We start from the raw sequence: 16,800 nt of genomic DNA, 5'->3' as shown, positions 1-16,800 counted from the left end.
GATACCGAATTAACATCCCTTTTCATAACCGGAGGAGTATTCTAGCATAATGGATCAAAGATCATAGCGATCCTTTATACTTTTTTTTTCGTTAGTAATTTATAAAAAGGCATAAACGGCTATTCATCATGCTTTGCGAGTTATCAAGCGACAAAAATTTTTTATTTTGTCGCCATGCTCGTATCCTTGTTAAACTAAAGCTAGTCGCATTAAGGAGAGTTCAAAAATGAAAAAAGTTGCTGTAATTTTAGCTGGTTGCGGTGTTTACGACGGCGCAGAAATCAATGAAGCCGTATTAACCTTATTACATATCGCAAAAGCAGGCGCGAGCTATCAATGCTTCGCACCCGATATCGAACAAATGCACACCATTAATCACCTAACCGGTGAAGAAATGACACCTAACCGTAATGTGTTAGTTGAAGCTGCGCGTATTGCCCGTGGTGAAATTAAAGCGCTGACTGAGCTAAATGTAGATGAATTCGATGCCTTGATCGTACCAGGTGGCTTTGGGGCCGCGAAAAACCTATCTGACTTTGCTGTTAAAGGCGCAGATGCCCAAGTTCAAGGTGATGTACTGACAACTGCGAAGGCCTTTGTCGATTCCAACAAAGCAGCAGGTTATATATGTATTGCTCCTGCCATGCTGCCACTTATTTATGGTAAAGGTGTAAAAACAACCATTGGTAACGATGCAGACACCGCTGCAGCAATCGAGCAACTTGGCGGAGCGCACCAAAGCTGTGCTGTGGATGATATCGTTGTCGATCCTCAGCATAAAGTGGTCACAACCCCAGCCTATATGTTGGCCCAAAGCATTTTAGATGCTGATGCGGGTATCGAAAAATTGGTTAACAAAGTATTAGAGCTTGCTTAAACATCAAGCTAAGAGCCAGTATTTAATGCTGGCTTTTCTTGCGCTAACGCAAAAAAATGACGGTTTTTCTCAAGAAAAAGCCTTTTAGATCATTTTATAAATTGTGGCTTAGCGTTATAATCGTTCTAATTTCCGTCAGATATCGTGATTGATCACGTTCAAATCGAAGTGAGCAAGGCAAAATGAAAAAACTATCAGCTGCATTATTACTGCTAGCAACAACGGCATATGCACAAGCGTATGACAACTCTTTGACTGAAGATGCAATTAAAAAGCGTCTAGCGCCAATTGGTTCTGTATATCTAGAAGGTGATAAAGCTGCGGTCGCTGCTGAACCTACAGGTCCTCGTTCTGGTGAACAAGTTTACCAAGCAGCATGTTTTGCTTGTCATGGCACTGGCGCACTAGGTGCACCTAAATCAGCTGATGATTGGGCTCCTCGTATTGCTAAAGGTAAAGATACACTATTAGATCATGCTATCAATGGCTTCAATGCGATGCCACCAAAAGGTACATGTATGGATTGTTCTGATGAAGAAATCAGTGCTGCTATCGACTTTATGACTAGCAAGTAACAATTCAAAAACTAATACTAAGGGCTTAAATTTTTAAGCCCTTTTTTTGTGCCCATTTTTGCTCGCCAGGCTAGCTCTGTCGCCGAATTAGCCCCACAATTAATTAGTATTTTGTTAACAACTGTTACTTGACGATCTAATAAAAAAGTGGAACTATATAGGACGATATTTAAACAATAATAAGATCTGGTTCTAAATCATTGGAAGATTCAGCAACACACATTGATAAACTAGCCCGTAAAAATGCTCGTTTAAAATCGCTTTTACAACAGTATAAGCAATCACATCACCTGCAAAATGCTCTCTTACAATTATCAGAGCAGGCCAGCACTGTTGCCGAATTAACCCTACTCTATCCAGCTATTCACGAAATTTTACAAGATTTTATTCCTAGTAAGAATTTTTTCGTCGTTTTACACAATCCTGTATACGATAACCTCGAACTGTCTTATTTTGCCGATGAAAAAGATGGTTTATCGGTGCCTTTAAAATATGAGCAGTACTTCAAGGAAGGATTAACGGGGTATGTGTTTAAACACGGAGAAACCAGTTACTTTACAAAACAACAAACAGAGCTAGCCGAGCAGCAAGGTCTGTTTAAAGTATTTGGAACCCCGGCGGAGCATTGGGTGGGTGTACCTGTATACCGAGATAAAACAATCATTGGTGTAATGGTTGCACAAAGTTACGATGCACAAAATGGCTATACCGAGCAGCAAATTGAACTACTCGAAGCGATGTCGATGTACTTAGCAACAGCGATTGAGCGGGTCAAAAAACGTGAATTACTAGAATCAGAAGTAAAAATTCGTACTCGTGCACTAACGCAAAGTAACCAAGCCCTCAACGAAGAAATTCAACATCGGAAAAATGCCCTCGAGCGACAACAGATCCTGTTTAAAATCTCAGAGCTAGCTACGCTCAGTGAAAACTTAGAGGATGTTTATCTACATGTGCATGAAATTATTAAAACAATTACATACGCAGATAATTTATACATTGCACTGTATGATGAAAACACAAACTGGTTAAGCTTTCCGTATTGTGTTGATGAATATAATAACAATGCTAAGCCGCGTCCGTTTGCTAAAGGCTACAGTGAATTAGTGCTAAGTACCGAAAAATGTCAGCTTATTGATAGTAAAAGAGAGCAAGAACTGGTTAAACTTGGCATAGTTGAGAAGCCTGTTAATGTTCCCCGAGAACAAACAGCCACGAGCTGGTTAGGTGCCCCTCTTAAAACATCGCAAGGTGTTATCGGTTTAATAGTCTGCCAAGCATATAATAACAAACATGAATTTAGCCAAGATGACTGTGAGCTCATTACCTTTGTTTCACATCAAATTGCCAACGTTATCCAAGCACATTTAGCCAATCAAGCGCTTAAACAAAGCCATCAAAAGCTTGAACATAGAGTGGCCGAAAAAACCAAAGAATTACGCCAAGCTAATATGCACTTGCAAATGCAGATGGAAGAACGTAAAAAAATAGAGCAACAGCTTTATCATGATGCCCATCATGATTCTCTCACTAGTTTACCAAATCGCAGTTTATTCTTAACTCAGCTTGAGAAAACACTTCAGCACTACCAGCGCTATCCAGAACAACAATTTGCAGTGTTATTTATCGATTTAGATAAATTTAAAGACATTAATGATCAGCTTGGTCATCAAGCCGGAGATCAGTTTTTAATTAGTGTTGCAGAATCCTTTTCGCACTGTATTCGTGAGCATGATTTATTAGCGCGCTTAGGCGGCGATGAATTTGTTGTGTTGTTGACTCATCTAACAGAGCAGCAGCAAGCACAAGATGTTGCTAAGCGAATTATTGAGATAATGAAAAAGCCGTTTTGTTTAAAAGGTCAATGTATTCAAAGCGGTGCGAGTATTGGTATTACTTACTCTCAACCGAGTTATAAGCACACTGATGAAATTATTCGCGATGCTGATGCTGCTATGTATTACGCTAAAAATGCAGGTCGTAATCGATTTGAATCTTTTCATCCATTGCTTAATACGTCGCTATCTCATCACGAATCAGAATCAATGCATCACTTGGATGATTTGCCAATGCACTTTAGAAGTGCAGAAATCATTACCCTTGATGAGCAACCTCACCCAGAGTCTTTACTCGAAGCATTTGGTGAACACCCTGTACTTGGCAGTACTAGCTTTGAAGTTTTGAAGAAGTTTGCGACTGATCGCGTGCAGCACTTTGAAGTTGAGCTAAAGCTCATTGAACAAGCTTTTACGTTAATCAATACGAATAATCTTAAAAAAGTATTATTCCCATGCTCAGGCTTAGTACTTGAACGCATTAATTTCAAAGTATTGACTAAGCTATTACAAGTAAATCATGCGAGCAAAATCTGTTTGCTATTTAATGAGCAAGAGATCCGTTATGCATCAGCAGTGCAAATAGAGAACTTAAAAGAGCTTATTTCTTTGGGGGTATCTATCGGCTTGAACGAATTTGCTAAAGATCGCTGTGAACTAAACCTGCTTACTGAGTTCGAGTTCGATTACTTACTGTTAAGCTCAACCTTCAGCAAACGAGTATTACAGCAAGAAAATTATCATTTACAACTGCAAGGTGTGCTGGCGATTACTAAACTGCAAAATATCCAAGTAATCGCTAAAGGGCCGTCTATTTTCAATTACCGCACCTTGCTAGAAAAGCATGGCTTGTCTTTGTTTATTGGAAAACAACGTGCGCTGGCACCCTTTGATCAAGTCGTGCCAAACGCAAAGTCGATTACTTCTTAAGCATTGCTCTTAGATTAGCCACACGAGCCTGTCCTTTTTCCATACGCTCTGCTTGCGATGACGGTGGCTTTTTAGATTCAAAGGCTAGGTCATCTTGCGGTAATTCCTGTACAAAACGGCTCAACTCAGTCTCTGAGGTTTCACCAAATTGACGGCGTAACTTAGCATAGGTCATTACCAGCTCTTGCTGAGCACGCGTAATACCTACATAAGCAAGGCGACGCTCTTCTTCGACGTTATCTTCATCAATGCTCACTTGGTGCGGTAATAACCCCTCTTCCATGCCAACCATAAACACATACGGGTACTCCAAACCTTTTGAAGCATGTAGCGTTAGTAATTGTACCGCATCGGATTCGTCTTCTTCTTCGTTACGCTCAAGCATGTCACGTAAGGTCAGTTTACTGACCACTTCAGCGAGGTTCAGCGGCGGATTGTCTGCGTCCCCTGTCAGCATATCAGTGATCCAACGATAAAGCTCTGAGACGTTTTTCATGCGCATTTCAGCGGCTTTTGCACTCGGTGATGACTCGTAAAGATATGCTTCGTAATTAATTTGCCTAACTAATTCTTTAACTGCTTCAAGGGTGTCACCACGTACAGCGTTATCAGATAGCTCAACCACCCAACGGGCAAAACCAGCTAAAGCATTAAAACCACGGCCTTTTAGTCGATGCGCAAGCTCAGGCTCAAAACAGGCAGCAAATAAGCTGATATGTTTTTCATTAGCAAGCGTACCTAGCTTTTCCAAAGTGACCGTACCAATCTCACGGCGTGGCGTATTGACGATTCGTAAAAATGCGTTGTCGTCATCTTGGTTCACCAATAGGCGTAAGTAAGCCATGATGTCTTTAATTTCTGAGCGAGAGAAAAACGACATACCACCGCTGATCTTATAAGGAATGCGGTTGCTCATGAGTGCTTTTTCAAACACTCTCGCTTGGTGGTTACCACGGTATAAAATTGCGTAATCTTTATAGCTGGTGCGTTTCATAAATTTATGAGAAATGATCTCTGCCACCACTCGCTCTGATTCATGCTCTTCATCACGACAACCAATGACCTTGATAGGCTCACCATAACCAAGCTCACTAAATAGCTTTTTATCAAACTCATGAGGGTTATTGGCAATCAAAATATTCGCCGCTTTAAGAATTCGCCCAGCACTTCGGTAGTTTTGTTCAAGCTTAATCAAACGTAAGCCCGGAAAGTCTTTACTCAATAACACAAGGTTTTGTGGTCTGGCACCGCGCCATGAGTAAATTGATTGGTCGTCATCGCCTACCACGGTAAAACGAGCTCGCTCACCCACTAATAATTTAACCAGTTGATACTGACTGGTATTAGTATCTTGATACTCATCCACCAGCAAGTAACGAAAACGCTGTTGCCAACGCTCACGAGAAGTGGCGTTTTGGCTAAGTAATAAAGTGGGGATCATTATCAGATCATCAAAATCAAGCGCATTATAAGCCCGCAGTTGATTTTGATAACGCGCATACAGCTGGGCAAATAAAGCTTTTTGCGGCTCTCTGGCTTCGCGAATAGCACGCTCAGGTAGAATTAATTCGTTCTTCCAGCTGCCTATTTGCATCTTAAGCAGGTTGAGTAAGTCTTTGTCTTTTTTAAGCTCTTCTTCGGTCAGCTCAGCTAATAGCTGGTTGGTATCTTGATCATCAAACAACGAAAATCCGGGCTTAAAGCCTAAAGTGGTTAGCTCTTTTTTGATTATCTCAAGCCCGAGGGTATGAAACGTTGAAACCCATAAGCCTTTTGACTCTTGCTTGCCAAGTGTTTGCGTGACACGCTCACGCATCTCTTTTGCTGCTTTATTGGTAAAGGTTACCGCAGCAATATTGCGTGCTTGATACTCACACTTTTGCACCAAGTAAGCGATTTTATTAGTAATAACACGCGTTTTACCAGAGCCCGCACCGGCTAATACCAGACACGGCCCACTAATATACTTTACCGCTTCATCTTGTTTTGGGTTGAGTTTCATAAGCCCCTAAAGAAATTATCCAAAGACAGGACGGGCAATTTTACCGTAATCACTACACTACGCCTAGCCAATAAGGTAAGATTGTTTTTTTACGTGACTCAAGGGACGAACATGATCAACCCAGCAAAACTTGAAGAAATCGCTAAGCAAATTACTGATAACATGCCGCAAGGTGTGAAAAACCTTGCCGATACAATCGAAGGCAAAACTAAGCAAGCTATTCAAAACAAACTTGCTGAGATGGACTTTGTAAGCCGTGACGAGTTTGATATTCAAAGCCAAGTACTTATTCGTACTCGTGAAAAACTCACTGAGCTTGAAGAGAAAGTTGCATTACTTGAGCAGCAACTTGCTAGCAAACAAGACGAACAATAAAAAAGGAGAGCGAATTAGCTCTCCTTTTTTCTACTTTATTCGGTATTAGCTTTTTTCAGCCACTCGTTCAAATACACGCTTAACCGCAATTCCATAGGTCTCATTAGCTTCTTCAGCACACGTCACAACCGACTCTAAGTCATTGAGGTGACCATTCGCTAAGCCATAAACCCAACCATGAATTGTTAACTCTTGGCCTTTCGCCCACGCATCTTGCACTATGTTAGTACGGCACACGTTACGTACTTGTTCAATAACGTTTAATTCTATCAGACTATTTAAACGCTCTTTTTCAGGTAATGCGTTAAGTTGTTCGATGTGTTTTTCTTTTACATCACCTACATGACGAAGCCAGTTATCAATTAAACCAAAGCTCGCTTCATTTAATACCGCTTGCACACCACCACAACCATAGTGACCGACCACCATGATGTGTTTTACTTTAAGCACTTCAACAGCATACTGCATTACTGATAAACAGTTATGATCAGTATGAACAACGACATTTGCTACATTACGGTGAACAAATAATTCACCCGGTAACAAGTCAACGATTTCATTAGCCGGTACACGCGAATCTGAACAACCGATCCACAAGTACTCTGGATTTTGCTGCATTGATAGAATTTTAAAAAACTCAGGATCATTTTCACTCGTACGCGCTGCCCAACGTCTATTATTTTCGAATAAATTTTTTAACTTTCTCATTGCGCCTCTTTACGATGTTTTAATAATTAGCTTGGATCAAGATATTCCTTGGGGTGAGCTGCTTTTCACAAAACGTACTAACCGTTACTTGATACCCTTGTTGTTGCAAATATAAAGCACGATCGAGCACGAGCCAAACTTCAATTGCCCTTCTGAACACATGTCGGACGAGTTCAACACGCTCAGTTACTCGTTTTCGTTGTTTCCCTATTGCTAAAAATTCATGGTAATCAATATCTTCTGGCAGTGATAATGATTTTTTCTCAGCAGCCCATAAACAAAATGATTTAAAAGAATCAGAAAAGATCGCTTTGTTCACCGACGGGACACTAACATAGTGCTGCTCTGCCGTGATTGATTTACGCAACGCATCAAAACCAAGCCGCCATTCGACTTCAGTTTTTCGTACTTTATCAACACGACTCGGAGCAGTGACGGTTTCTTGTAGTGCCAATTTTAAATCGCGATGAGTCAACGCAAGCTGGCTTTGCTTTGCAGGCTCGCTCATTGCTTGATAATCGTTATCCGTGAATAAATGATAACAACATGGAGAAAAGCTTATTTGCTGAGTTTTAGCATCACTTGCTTGCTGCATAAATGTTTGATGCAATCGACCACAGGCGTGCAACGCAACGGCATGCTGTTGCTCTTTAAAATACTCAGTAACATCATCGGTAAGTACATTAGCTTGCGAAAACTGCATAGGTAATTGTTGTTGATTAGCACTGTGTTGGCCTTGTTCACACAAATGCGCTTGTAGTTCTATGCTATGAATACTCGGTGCTCCATTAAAAGCGAGCATGCGCCCTAAATGCCCTTTTCCAGCACACCATTCAAGTACTGGATACTGTGACTTCTGCTGGCTAATCGCTGCAACAAAGTCCTGTAGTTGCTCGAACTTACGTCCTTTAATGCCGTTACTGATCCAAAATGGAAACTCATCTCGGGTTTGTTGGGTTGTGGGAAGTTCGCATAACGATTGAAGCTCATCGAGCCCCTTAATTGCCTTTGCAAAATAGGCATACAACGCATTCTGGTCACTATCTAGTTCACTAACTTGTTGATCGTCAAGCGCCCATAATAAAGACGAAAGTTCAGGCCAAGGGATTGCATCATAATCAAATGCGGTACATTGCCAGTACTGACGGGTTGAAAAAAGCAAAGTATCTAAGGCAGCAAACTGCTGAGCAAGGGTCATAACTACAAAACGACAACAAATAAAATGTAGTATAACAGTTTTTACAAGCGCAGATTACTTCTGTTCAAGTGGATATATAATGGAATGCAGGCAATGCTTAATAAAATTGCTAAAATCAGCATCCACGATAATTCTAATCCCTCATCTTGCTGGTGTTGATACATAAAACCGGCAAACGTTTGATCAAACTCGTCTTGGCTGAGTCCATATAAGTCAGCAATCAATCGCCATTTAGCCATCGACATATTGCCGATGTTAATTCCTGGCGGCTGAATATAATTGACCAACACATCAGCTTCATGGGCAAGTTCTTGAATACTCTTATGAACCGCATAGTGCTTTTTGGTCAATGCAATCGTCTCATTCATGTTGTGTAATGCATAGCGCCAGCCTTTAATACTTGCTTGATAAAAGCGGTTAACAACATCAGGATTAGCTTTGAGCATCGACTCTGAAGTATATAAAATATCGCTATACACATTTAGACCAAACTTTTGTGGGCAGATTAATCGGTGCCCCACACCACGCAGCGTCATTGTATAAGGTTCATTGGTAACATACACTTGCACCGCATCAAGCTCACCATTAAGCCACTGCTCAATTCCTCCTTCGGTGCTTGCCTCTATTAAATGTTGATAATCTAATCCAGCTTTACGAAGCATGACTAGTAATTCGGCGTTTTCCAACGAGCTTACTTTACTAATTTTCTTGCCTACAAAGTCTCGAGGCTGAAAAATATCTGAGTTATTTTTCACCATCCAACAATAAGGTGAAAACTGCAGTATGGCTCCTAAGGCAACAACTGGCGCTCCTTGTTGGCGCTTTTGCAATATGCCTGAGTGAGTAATTGCAAAGTCAGCTTTGCCACTTAACACTTTAGGGAAGGTATCAGGGTCGTTTGGATCGGCGGGTAAAATTGTTACATCAAGGCCTGCTTCTTTATAAAAGCCTTTCTGTGATGCCACATAATAGCCAGCAAATTGGAATTGATGAGTCCATTTTAATTGTAGGGTAACCTTATCCTTACTCAATGCACTCAAGCTGCACATTAAACAAAGTAACCCTATGTAATAGCGAGTTCCACGCACGCATCATCCTTGCTTGAAAACCATCCATTAACTATAGGAAAAGCCAATAAAAAATCAAGGCTCCAAAAGGAGCCTTAAATCGGTTTTATTGATTAGCCGCTTTTACATCAGCTAACTTTTGGCCTTGAGTGGTTAAAAATTGCGTAAAACATGGGTTATTTGTTTCATCTTGAACGTTATAACCCAACCGGTTCAAGTGCTCGTTAAATACCTCATAATCACTCGGCTCAATAGCAAAGGCAGCCAGAACATTACCAATTGACCCACCATGATTACGATAGTGGAATAAAGTGATACTCCAATTGCTACCTAGTGTATCTAAGAAACGCGCTAGTGCACCTGGGTATTCAGGAAACTCAAAACGTAACAGACGTTCATGCAACTGAGCCGGTGCTTTACCACCCACCATATAACGAATATGCAATTTAGCCAGCTCGTTATCTGATAGATCGCAAAACGTATAACCATTTTCAGTCAGTGCGCCTTTCAGCTCATCAAGCTCTTGTTGGCCTTGCCTCAAAGCAATACCAACAAAAATTTGTGCTTCGCCTGGTCCTGCATAACGATAGTTAAATTCGGTGATTGCACGCCCACCTAAAGAAGCGCAAAACTGCTTGAAGCTGCCCTTTTCTTCTTTGATAGTTACGGCAAGAAGTGCCTCGTTCTTTTCACCAAGCGCGGTTCGCTCAGCAACATAACGTAAGCGGTCAAAGTTTAAGTTTGCACCCGATAAAATCGCAGCTACGTTTAAGCCTTTCACACCATTTTGTTGGCACCACTTCTTTAAACCCGCTGTTGATAGTGCTCCTGAAGGCTCCGCTATAGCACGGGTTGAAACAAAGATATCTTGCATTGCTGCGCAGATTTCATCGCCCGTTACAGTGACAACTTCATCGCAAAACTTTTGCGCTAAACGAAAGGTTTCTGTACCGATGATTTTTACTGCTACGCCATCCGCAAAGCTGCCAACGCGGTCAAGCTCAACGGGTTTGCCAGCCTCAAGCGCAGCTTTTAAACAAGCACTCTCGTCGGCTTCAACACCAATAACTTTGATATCGGGACGTAAAGATTTAATGTACACCGCCATGCCTGCAAGTAAGCCACCGCCCCCCACAGGAATAAAGACTGCATCAAGATCATTAAGCTGTTGCATTAATTCACGGGCAACCGTACCTTGGCCAACAATCACATCAGGATCATCAAACGGTGGTACAAATACCCCATTGCGCTGCTCTGTGAGCTCTAAAGCATGGGCTTTTGCCGCATCAAAATGATGGCCGTGTAATACCACTTCACCACCTAAAGCACGCACTGCATTGACTTTAATTTCGGGTGTTGTAACTGGCATCACAATAGTTGCTTTATGCCCTAAAAAAGAGGCACTCAGTGCTACGCCTTGTGCATGATTGCCAGCTGAAGCCGTGATCACATCAGACCCTTTTGGCAGCTTGCCCAGCTTATGAAAAGCACCACGTAACTTAAATGAATAAACCGGTTGTTGGTCTTCACGCTTTAACCACACATGATTGCCTAATCGCGCACTGAGTTCAGCCATTTCGCTGACCTCAGTGACTTTTGCAAGCGGCTCCATGTTCGCTTGGATGATAGCGCGAAAATAATCGAGCTCTTGGGACACCATAATTAACTTAGCTCCTCAAGTTTAGCTAAATCGCGCACAGCTCCTTTATCTGCGCTGGTTGCAAGTAACGCATAGGCTTTAAGTGCAGGCGATACATAGCGTTCACGATTTAATGGTTTATATGCATCTTTACCACGCGCTAATTGTTTTTGCTTACGCGCTTCAAGCTCTTCATCAGACAACGCCAAAGTGATTTCACGGGTCGCGATATCAATGATTATTTTATCGCCGTTTTCAACATAGGCTATTGCACCGCCGCTTGCTGCTTCTGGCGAAACGTGGCCAATTGATAAGCCCGACGTACCACCTGAGAAACGACCATCTGTGATAAGCGCACATTTTTCGCCTAAACCAACCGATTTTAAGTAACTTGTTGGGTACAGCATTTCTTGCATGCCCGGACCACCTTTTGGCCCCTCGTAGCGAATAACAACCACATCACCCGCTTTTACTTCGCCATTTAAAATACCTTCTACCGAATCATCTTGTGATTCATAAACAACGGCAGGGCCTTCAAAATGTAGCATCTCTTCAACAACACCGGCGCTTTTAACAATACAGCCATCAAGGGCAAGGTTGCCCGATAACACAGCTAAGCCACCATCTTGACGAAAAGCATTTTCAACACTGCGGATACAACCGTTTTCTCGGTCATTATCAAGTTCTGGCCAGCGGCATTCTTGGCTCATTGCTTTTGTAGTTCGAATACCTGCAGGGCCCGCTTTATAGAATTTTTGCGCCACTTCGTTACTTGGATCGGTCGCGTCCCATTTAGCAACCATCTCAGCCATAGTATGACCTGCTACGTGATCAACTGATAAATCAACTAATCCAGCTTTGCCTAGTTCTCGGATGATGGCCATCATGCCACCAGCACGGTGAACATCTTCAATGTGGTATTTGTTTGTCGCGGGTGCCACTTTACATAGGAATGGTGTTTTGCGAGATAGCTCATCGATGTGCGACATATCAAAGTCTACACCTGCTTCTTGCGCCGCAGCTAATAAGTGAAGCACCGTATTTGATGAACCACCCATGGCAATATCAACCACCATCGCATTCATAAAAGCGGTGCGATTTGCAATAGCACGTGGTAATACCGCTGCATTATCTTTTTGATAGTATTCACGGCATAAATCAACAATGCGTGCGCCCGCTTCAACATACAGCTGCTTACGGTCTTTATGCGTTGCAAGTGTGGTTCCGTTACCCGGTAGTGCCAGACCAATCGCTTCTAATAAACAGTTCATTGAGTTGGCAGTAAACATACCTGAACACGAGCCACAAGTAGGGCACGCTGAGCGCTCTACTTTTTCTGAATCTTCATCGCTCACAGAGGTATCAGCCCCTTTAACCATGGCATCAACCAAGTCGAGCTTGATATCGATATCAGCAAGGCGTGTTTTACCTGCTTCCATTGGCCCACCCGATACAAAGATAACTGGAATGTTTAAACGAAGCGCTGCCAGCATCATTCCTGGGGTGATTTTGTCGCAGTTAGAAATACAGATCATAGCATCGGCACAGTGTGCATTAACCATGTATTCAACTGAGTCAGCAATTAAATCACGCGATGGCAGTGAATAAAGCATACCGCCGTGACCCATTGCGATGCCATCATCGATTGCAATGGTATTAAACTCTTTTGGTACACCACCTGCTTCGGTGATGGTTTCGGCCATTAGTTCACTTAACTGATTAAGGTGAACGTGACCAGGAACGAACTGAGTGTATGAGTTAACAACTGCGATAATCGGCTTACCAAAGTCTTTATCTGTCATCCCCGTTGCACGCCATAGTGCGCGCGCACCTGCACGTTTGCGACCTTCTGTTGTTGTTGCACTTCTTAATTTAGCCATAATTACCTCAGTTGTTGCAGTGGCATGCCACTGACTTCCTCATTCCAAAAATTTATTTATTCGCTTAACCGTCGTTTTAGCGCTTAAGCGACCTGTTGAATTAGTTTATTCGTTGTTACATTGCCTGTTGGTGAAACTGGTTTTCAATGCTGACCTGTCTTACATCAACCAATTTATTTAACTGTGATGTTAGTAAATAAATTGGCTTATCGCTGTCGACTGTCATGGTGACATGAAAAGTTCCATCAGCCATTTCTAGGTTCATTGTTGTTAAATCAAAACCGCGATGACGAACAACGCGTAAAAAGCGCTCAACTGCGACACTTTGATTTTTTAATGTAATCGTTAGGGTGTGTTTCATTTTACTGTCTCCGTCATCATTTCATCATTGGCTGCACCTGGTGGCACGAGCGGCCATACATTTTCTTTATCATCAATACAAGCATGTAAAATGTAAGGACCTTCACTTTTCACTAACGCATCAACCGCAGCATCGACCTCATCTGCTTTAGTGATGGTTTGACCTGGAATACCAAATACTGCCGCAAGTGCTACAAAATCAGGATTATCCGAAAGATTGGTTTCAGAATAACGGCCCTCAAAAAATAGCTGTTGCCATTGACGTACCATGCCTAAACGCTGGTTATCTAAGATTAAAATTTTAACTGGTAAGTTGTTACGACGAATCGTTGCCAGCTCTTGAATGTTCATCATGATTGAGCCATCACCTGACACAGTGATCACAAAATCATTTGGGCGAGCAACTTGGGCACCGATCGCTGCCGGTAAACCAAAGCCCATAGTACCTGCACCACCACTACTTAAATGATTGCTTGGGTGGCTAAATTTCATATGCTGCGCAACCCACATTTGGTGCTGGCCAACATCACAACACACTACGCCGGTTGATGGCATTTTTTGACTTAGTTGGTTTAACAAATAAGGAGCAAATACTTTTTCGCCCGGGTAGTCGTAACGCCAAGCATGCTCTTTCATCATACTTTCGATATGAGTCAACCACTCGTCAGGTGTCACAAAACAATCAAGTTGCGGTAATGAGGTTTTTAAATCTGCCACTAACGACGCTTTTACAGGCTTGCGTTTACCTACTTCAGCAGCATCGATATCTAAGTGGATCACCTTTGCTTTTGCCGCAAACTTACTCAAGTTGCCAGTTACTCGGTCGTCAAAACGGGCGCCGATACAAACTAATACATCACATTCTTGCACCGCTAGGTTAGCCGCTTTACCGCCATGCATACCTAGCATACCTAAGTCATAATCGTAATCAGGTAACACACTACCTAACGCTTTTAAGGTTGAAACCGCAGGCATATGTGTTTTTTCTAAAAACTGCATAAGCTCGTTTTGCGCATCAGCGGCTTGTACGCCACCGCCCACGTAGGCTACTGGGCGCTGTGCTTCGCTTAAGATTTGATTTGCTATAGCAACTTGGTTTGGGTCTAGTTTAGGTAAATAATCTTCTGCAGCTAGCCAAGGGTGGAATGGCACTTGCGCCATTTGAATGTCTTTGGGGATATCAACTAACACAGGGCCAGGGCGACCGCTTTGTGCTAGGTGGATGGCTTCTTGCAGGATTTCGGCAAGGTCTTCTGCACGTTCAACCATGTAGCTGTGCTTTGTGCATGATAATGACATACCCAACACATCCACTTCTTGAAAAGCATCTGAGCCTATCGCAGCGGTTGGCACTTGCCCTGTTATAGCAAGTAATGGCACTGAATCCATCATGGCATCGGCAAGTGCAGTGATTAAGTTAGTTGCACCTGGGCCCGATGTTGCAAAACACACACCTAACTTACCCGTGCTACGTGCAAAGCCTACGGCCGCAAAACCAGCACCTTGCTCATGGCGTGTCAGGTAATGCTTGACTGGCGCACCGTACAAAGCGTCGTAAATAGGCATGATGGCACCACCTGGGTATCCAAAAACATCCTTAACGCCATGTTTGGCTAATAAATCGATTGTTAACTCTGCGCCTGTCATCGTAAATCCTCATTCCTCAGTGACATTGTGTATTTGCTGCGATTCAAACCCTTTAAACGAAAAAGCCCCCCGGACTATTAAGTGCGGGGGGCTTTTTAAATGCTTTACTTTTCTCCAAGCACTAACTAGCCCCCGCGGTAATAATAATCACCACGACGTTAATTAGAATAAGAGTGAGTTTGTTAGTAAGCATTATCTGTAACCAAATTTTGTTCATTTGTAGCGGAAATCTAGCCATCCCGCTGCCTTTTTCTATTAGTACCGCGACAAGCCCGTTAAGTCAACATAAAAATCAATTCAAAAAAACAAGGCAAACGCGAATTTAAAGAAAAATATATGCACAAAAACAATTATTACGGATTTATTTTTCGATATCGTTCGTTTTTTGAAATTTCATACCTCGTAATAAGCCATTAAATGATTGATTAATTTTTATCTAGGATATTGCTGAATTTCTATTTGAGAGCGATTTAATTTAACGACCAACAAAAAATTAGTTTAGTATTGAAAATAACGACAGCTTAAAAGGAAAGTTATGAAACTCATTCAGCATATCAAGGTTTTGTTTTGTCTTGTTTTAGTGCTTGGCTTTAGTCAGCATGTTTTTGCAGAACCTGGCTTATGGAAGGTAGAAAAAAACGGCGTTGCCTCTTATTTATTTGGCACTGTTCATGTGGGTGATACCAGCATGAAAGGCTTGCCAAACAAAGTAACTCAGGCCCTTGATAATAGTGATAAAGTGATTGTTGAGGTGGATATTAGCTCAATATCTCCTATGGAGATGCAACGTCGCTCATTGCCATTTATGATGCTAAAAGATGGTAAAACATTACAGTCAGAATTATCGCCAGCTAACTATGCGAAACTGCAAAAGTACTTTGCTGACAAATCAATTGATATTGCGATGTTTAAGAACTTAGCGCCTTGGGCGGTTATGATTACGATGATGCAAATGGAATTTCAACGCGTTGGATTTTCAGATCAATATGGGATAGACAAACAGGTTCTTGCTTACGCTAAAGAAAATAACATTGTCGTAGGTGAGTTAGAAACTCTAGAACGACAAATGGAAATGTTTGAACACCTAGCGATCATGAACGACAAAATGATTGAGGAAACCTTTGAGCAACTCGCTGATGTCGATACCTACTTTTTAGGTCTGATTAAGGCGTGGAAGTCAGGCGATATGAAAACGTTAACCTCTTTTTATAACGAAAGTTTTGACGACTCACAATACGGTGAATTAAGTGAGCAGGTTATGCTGATTGATCGCAATAATGACTGGGTTGAGCAACTATCGACTCGCATTGGTAAAGAAAAACTGTTCATAGCTGTAGGTGCTTTACACTTACCTGAGCAACATGGTTTATTAAAACAATTAACAGATAAAGGTTTCACCATTACCCGTATCTAAATATATAAACAACTGAAAAAAGCGCCTTATGGCGCTTTTTTTGTGAAATCAGCCATCTCTAAATAGTTGTCGATGCCTGCAATTTTATCACTGGCATGATGGTTAACGTAAACTACAGTACTGGTACCCGCGGCGCAGATTTTTTCTATTAGTAACAACACGCGTTGCCTATTCGCTTCATCAAGACCTAGGCATGGTTCATCTAAAATCAATAAACTAGTACTCTTTCACATATATTTTGATCAGTTGCCCCTACTTAAATTCAGGTAACTGATCTTTTTCAATCAATAATT

Annotated in this window: 13 protein-coding genes and 1 pseudogene; 5 read left to right on the top strand and 9 right to left on the bottom strand. The window is 41.9% G+C overall.

From position 1 onward, the window contains the following. Window positions 1-226 precede the first annotated feature (226 nt). The 3 genes from elbB (at window position 227) to ACSFVZ_RS00060 (ending at window position 4,217) form a co-directional block, all read left to right on the top strand. Window positions 227-877, top strand: coding sequence for an isoprenoid biosynthesis glyoxalase ElbB (elbB, locus tag ACSFVZ_RS00070; protein WP_435557870.1), 651 nt, complete (start codon window positions 227-229; stop codon window positions 875-877). Between the two features lie 182 nt (window positions 878-1,059). After that, window positions 1,060-1,452 (top strand): c-type cytochrome, encoded by a 393-nt coding sequence (locus ACSFVZ_RS00065; protein ID WP_435557869.1) that lies wholly within the window; start codon window positions 1,060-1,062, stop codon window positions 1,450-1,452. A 200-nt stretch (window positions 1,453-1,652) separates the two neighbouring features. Beyond that, the gene (locus ACSFVZ_RS00060; protein WP_435557868.1) at window positions 1,653-4,217 is read left to right on the top strand and encodes a diguanylate cyclase domain-containing protein; all 2,565 of its coding nucleotides are present in this window, start codon (window positions 1,653-1,655) and stop codon (window positions 4,215-4,217) included. Here the strand turns inward: ACSFVZ_RS00060 and rep are convergent. Beyond that, window positions 4,207-6,219, bottom strand: coding sequence for a DNA helicase Rep (gene rep / locus ACSFVZ_RS00055; RefSeq protein ID WP_138557993.1), 2,013 nt, complete (start codon window positions 6,217-6,219; stop codon window positions 4,207-4,209). The two genes, ACSFVZ_RS00060 and rep, sit on opposite strands and share 11 nt — an antisense overlap. A 111-nt stretch (window positions 6,220-6,330) precedes the next feature. Between rep and ubiK the strand changes: the two genes are divergently transcribed. Next, on the top strand, window positions 6,331-6,594 hold the full coding sequence (gene ubiK / locus ACSFVZ_RS00050) for a ubiquinone biosynthesis accessory factor UbiK (RefSeq protein ID WP_036971505.1): 264 nt from the start codon (window positions 6,331-6,333) through the stop codon (window positions 6,592-6,594). 45 nt (window positions 6,595-6,639) lie between these two features. Here the strand turns inward: ubiK and can are convergent, their stop codons facing one another. The 7 genes from can to ilvG all read right to left on the bottom strand — a co-directional run bounded on the left by can (window position 6,640) and on the right by ilvG (window position 15,093). Beyond that, window positions 6,640-7,302 (bottom strand): carbonate dehydratase, encoded by a 663-nt coding sequence (gene can, locus ACSFVZ_RS00045; RefSeq protein WP_135922787.1) that lies wholly within the window; start codon window positions 7,300-7,302, stop codon window positions 6,640-6,642. 19 nt (window positions 7,303-7,321) lie between these two features. After that, window positions 7,322-8,500, bottom strand: coding sequence for a methyltransferase (locus tag ACSFVZ_RS00040; protein WP_235383213.1), 1,179 nt, complete (start codon window positions 8,498-8,500; stop codon window positions 7,322-7,324). A gap of 41 nt (window positions 8,501-8,541) precedes the next feature. Further along, entirely contained in the window at window positions 8,542-9,549 is a 1,008-nt protein-coding gene (locus ACSFVZ_RS00035) for an ABC transporter substrate-binding protein (RefSeq protein ID WP_199527153.1), read from the bottom strand. A gap of 124 nt (window positions 9,550-9,673) precedes the next feature. Next, window positions 9,674-11,227 (bottom strand): threonine ammonia-lyase, biosynthetic, encoded by a 1,554-nt coding sequence (ilvA, locus tag ACSFVZ_RS00030; protein ID WP_435557867.1) that lies wholly within the window; start codon window positions 11,225-11,227, stop codon window positions 9,674-9,676. Window positions 11,228-11,229: 2 nt separating this feature from the next. Next, a complete protein-coding gene (gene ilvD, locus ACSFVZ_RS00025) occupies window positions 11,230-13,086 on the bottom strand; it encodes a dihydroxy-acid dehydratase (protein ID WP_135922790.1) in 1,857 nt (618 codons plus the stop codon). Between the two features lie 115 nt (window positions 13,087-13,201). Beyond that, on the bottom strand, window positions 13,202-13,447 hold the full coding sequence (gene ilvM, locus ACSFVZ_RS00020; protein WP_135922791.1) for an acetolactate synthase 2 small subunit: 246 nt from the start codon (window positions 13,445-13,447) through the stop codon (window positions 13,202-13,204). Then, a complete protein-coding gene (ilvG, locus tag ACSFVZ_RS00015) occupies window positions 13,444-15,093 on the bottom strand; it encodes an acetolactate synthase 2 catalytic subunit (protein ID WP_138557996.1) in 1,650 nt (549 codons plus the stop codon). The genes ilvM and ilvG overlap by 4 nt, the downstream gene beginning before the upstream one ends. Window positions 15,094-15,628: 535 nt before the next feature. On the opposite strand from ilvG, the gene ACSFVZ_RS00010 reads away from it, so the two are divergent. Next, window positions 15,629-16,507 carry a TraB/GumN family protein gene (locus ACSFVZ_RS00010; protein WP_435557866.1) on the top strand — a complete coding sequence of 293 codons (879 nt, stop codon included), beginning with the start codon at window positions 15,629-15,631 and terminating at the stop codon, window positions 16,505-16,507. A 26-nt stretch (window positions 16,508-16,533) separates the two neighbouring features. Here ACSFVZ_RS00010 and ACSFVZ_RS00005 read toward each other — a convergent pair. Continuing rightward, window positions 16,534-16,734, bottom strand: a pseudogene (locus ACSFVZ_RS00005) (molybdenum ABC transporter ATP-binding protein); the annotation flags it as partial. Between the last annotated feature and the right edge of the window lie 66 nt (window positions 16,735-16,800).

The sequence above is a fragment of the Pseudoalteromonas nanhaiensis genome (assembly GCF_051235485.1).
Classification (GTDB): Bacteria; Pseudomonadota; Gammaproteobacteria; order Enterobacterales; family Alteromonadaceae; genus Pseudoalteromonas; species Pseudoalteromonas lipolytica_C.
This window is presented reverse-complemented; position numbering and strand designations above follow the sequence as displayed.

Bases quoted from the DNA above. Each gene is read 5' to 3' on its own strand.
- elbB (WP_435557870.1), top strand. From the start codon at position 227: ATGAAAAAAGTTGCTGTAATTTTAGCTGGTTGCGGTGTTTACGACGGC.
- ACSFVZ_RS00065 (WP_435557869.1), top strand. From the start codon at position 1,060: ATGAAAAAACTATCAGCTGCATTATTACTGCTAGCAACAACGGCATAT.
- rep (WP_138557993.1), bottom strand. From the start codon at position 6,219: ATGAAACTCAACCCAAAACAAGATGAAGCGGTAAAGTATATTAGTGGG.
- ubiK (WP_036971505.1), top strand. From the start codon at position 6,331: ATGATCAACCCAGCAAAACTTGAAGAAATCGCTAAGCAAATTACTGAT.
- can (WP_135922787.1), bottom strand. From the start codon at position 7,302: ATGAGAAAGTTAAAAAATTTATTCGAAAATAATAGACGTTGGGCAGCG.
- ACSFVZ_RS00040 (WP_235383213.1), bottom strand. From the start codon at position 8,500: ATGACCCTTGCTCAGCAGTTTGCTGCCTTAGATACTTTGCTTTTTTCA.
- ACSFVZ_RS00035 (WP_199527153.1), bottom strand. From the start codon at position 9,549: ATGTGCAGCTTGAGTGCATTGAGTAAGGATAAGGTTACCCTACAATTA.
- ilvA (WP_435557867.1), bottom strand. From the start codon at position 11,227: ATGGTGTCCCAAGAGCTCGATTATTTTCGCGCTATCATCCAAGCGAAC.
- ilvD (WP_135922790.1), bottom strand. From the start codon at position 13,086: ATGGCTAAATTAAGAAGTGCAACAACAACAGAAGGTCGCAAACGTGCA.
- ilvM (WP_135922791.1), bottom strand. From the start codon at position 13,447: ATGAAACACACCCTAACGATTACATTAAAAAATCAAAGTGTCGCAGTT.
- ilvG (WP_138557996.1), bottom strand. From the start codon at position 15,093: ATGACAGGCGCAGAGTTAACAATCGATTTATTAGCCAAACATGGCGTT.
- ACSFVZ_RS00010 (WP_435557866.1), top strand. From the start codon at position 15,629: ATGAAACTCATTCAGCATATCAAGGTTTTGTTTTGTCTTGTTTTAGTG.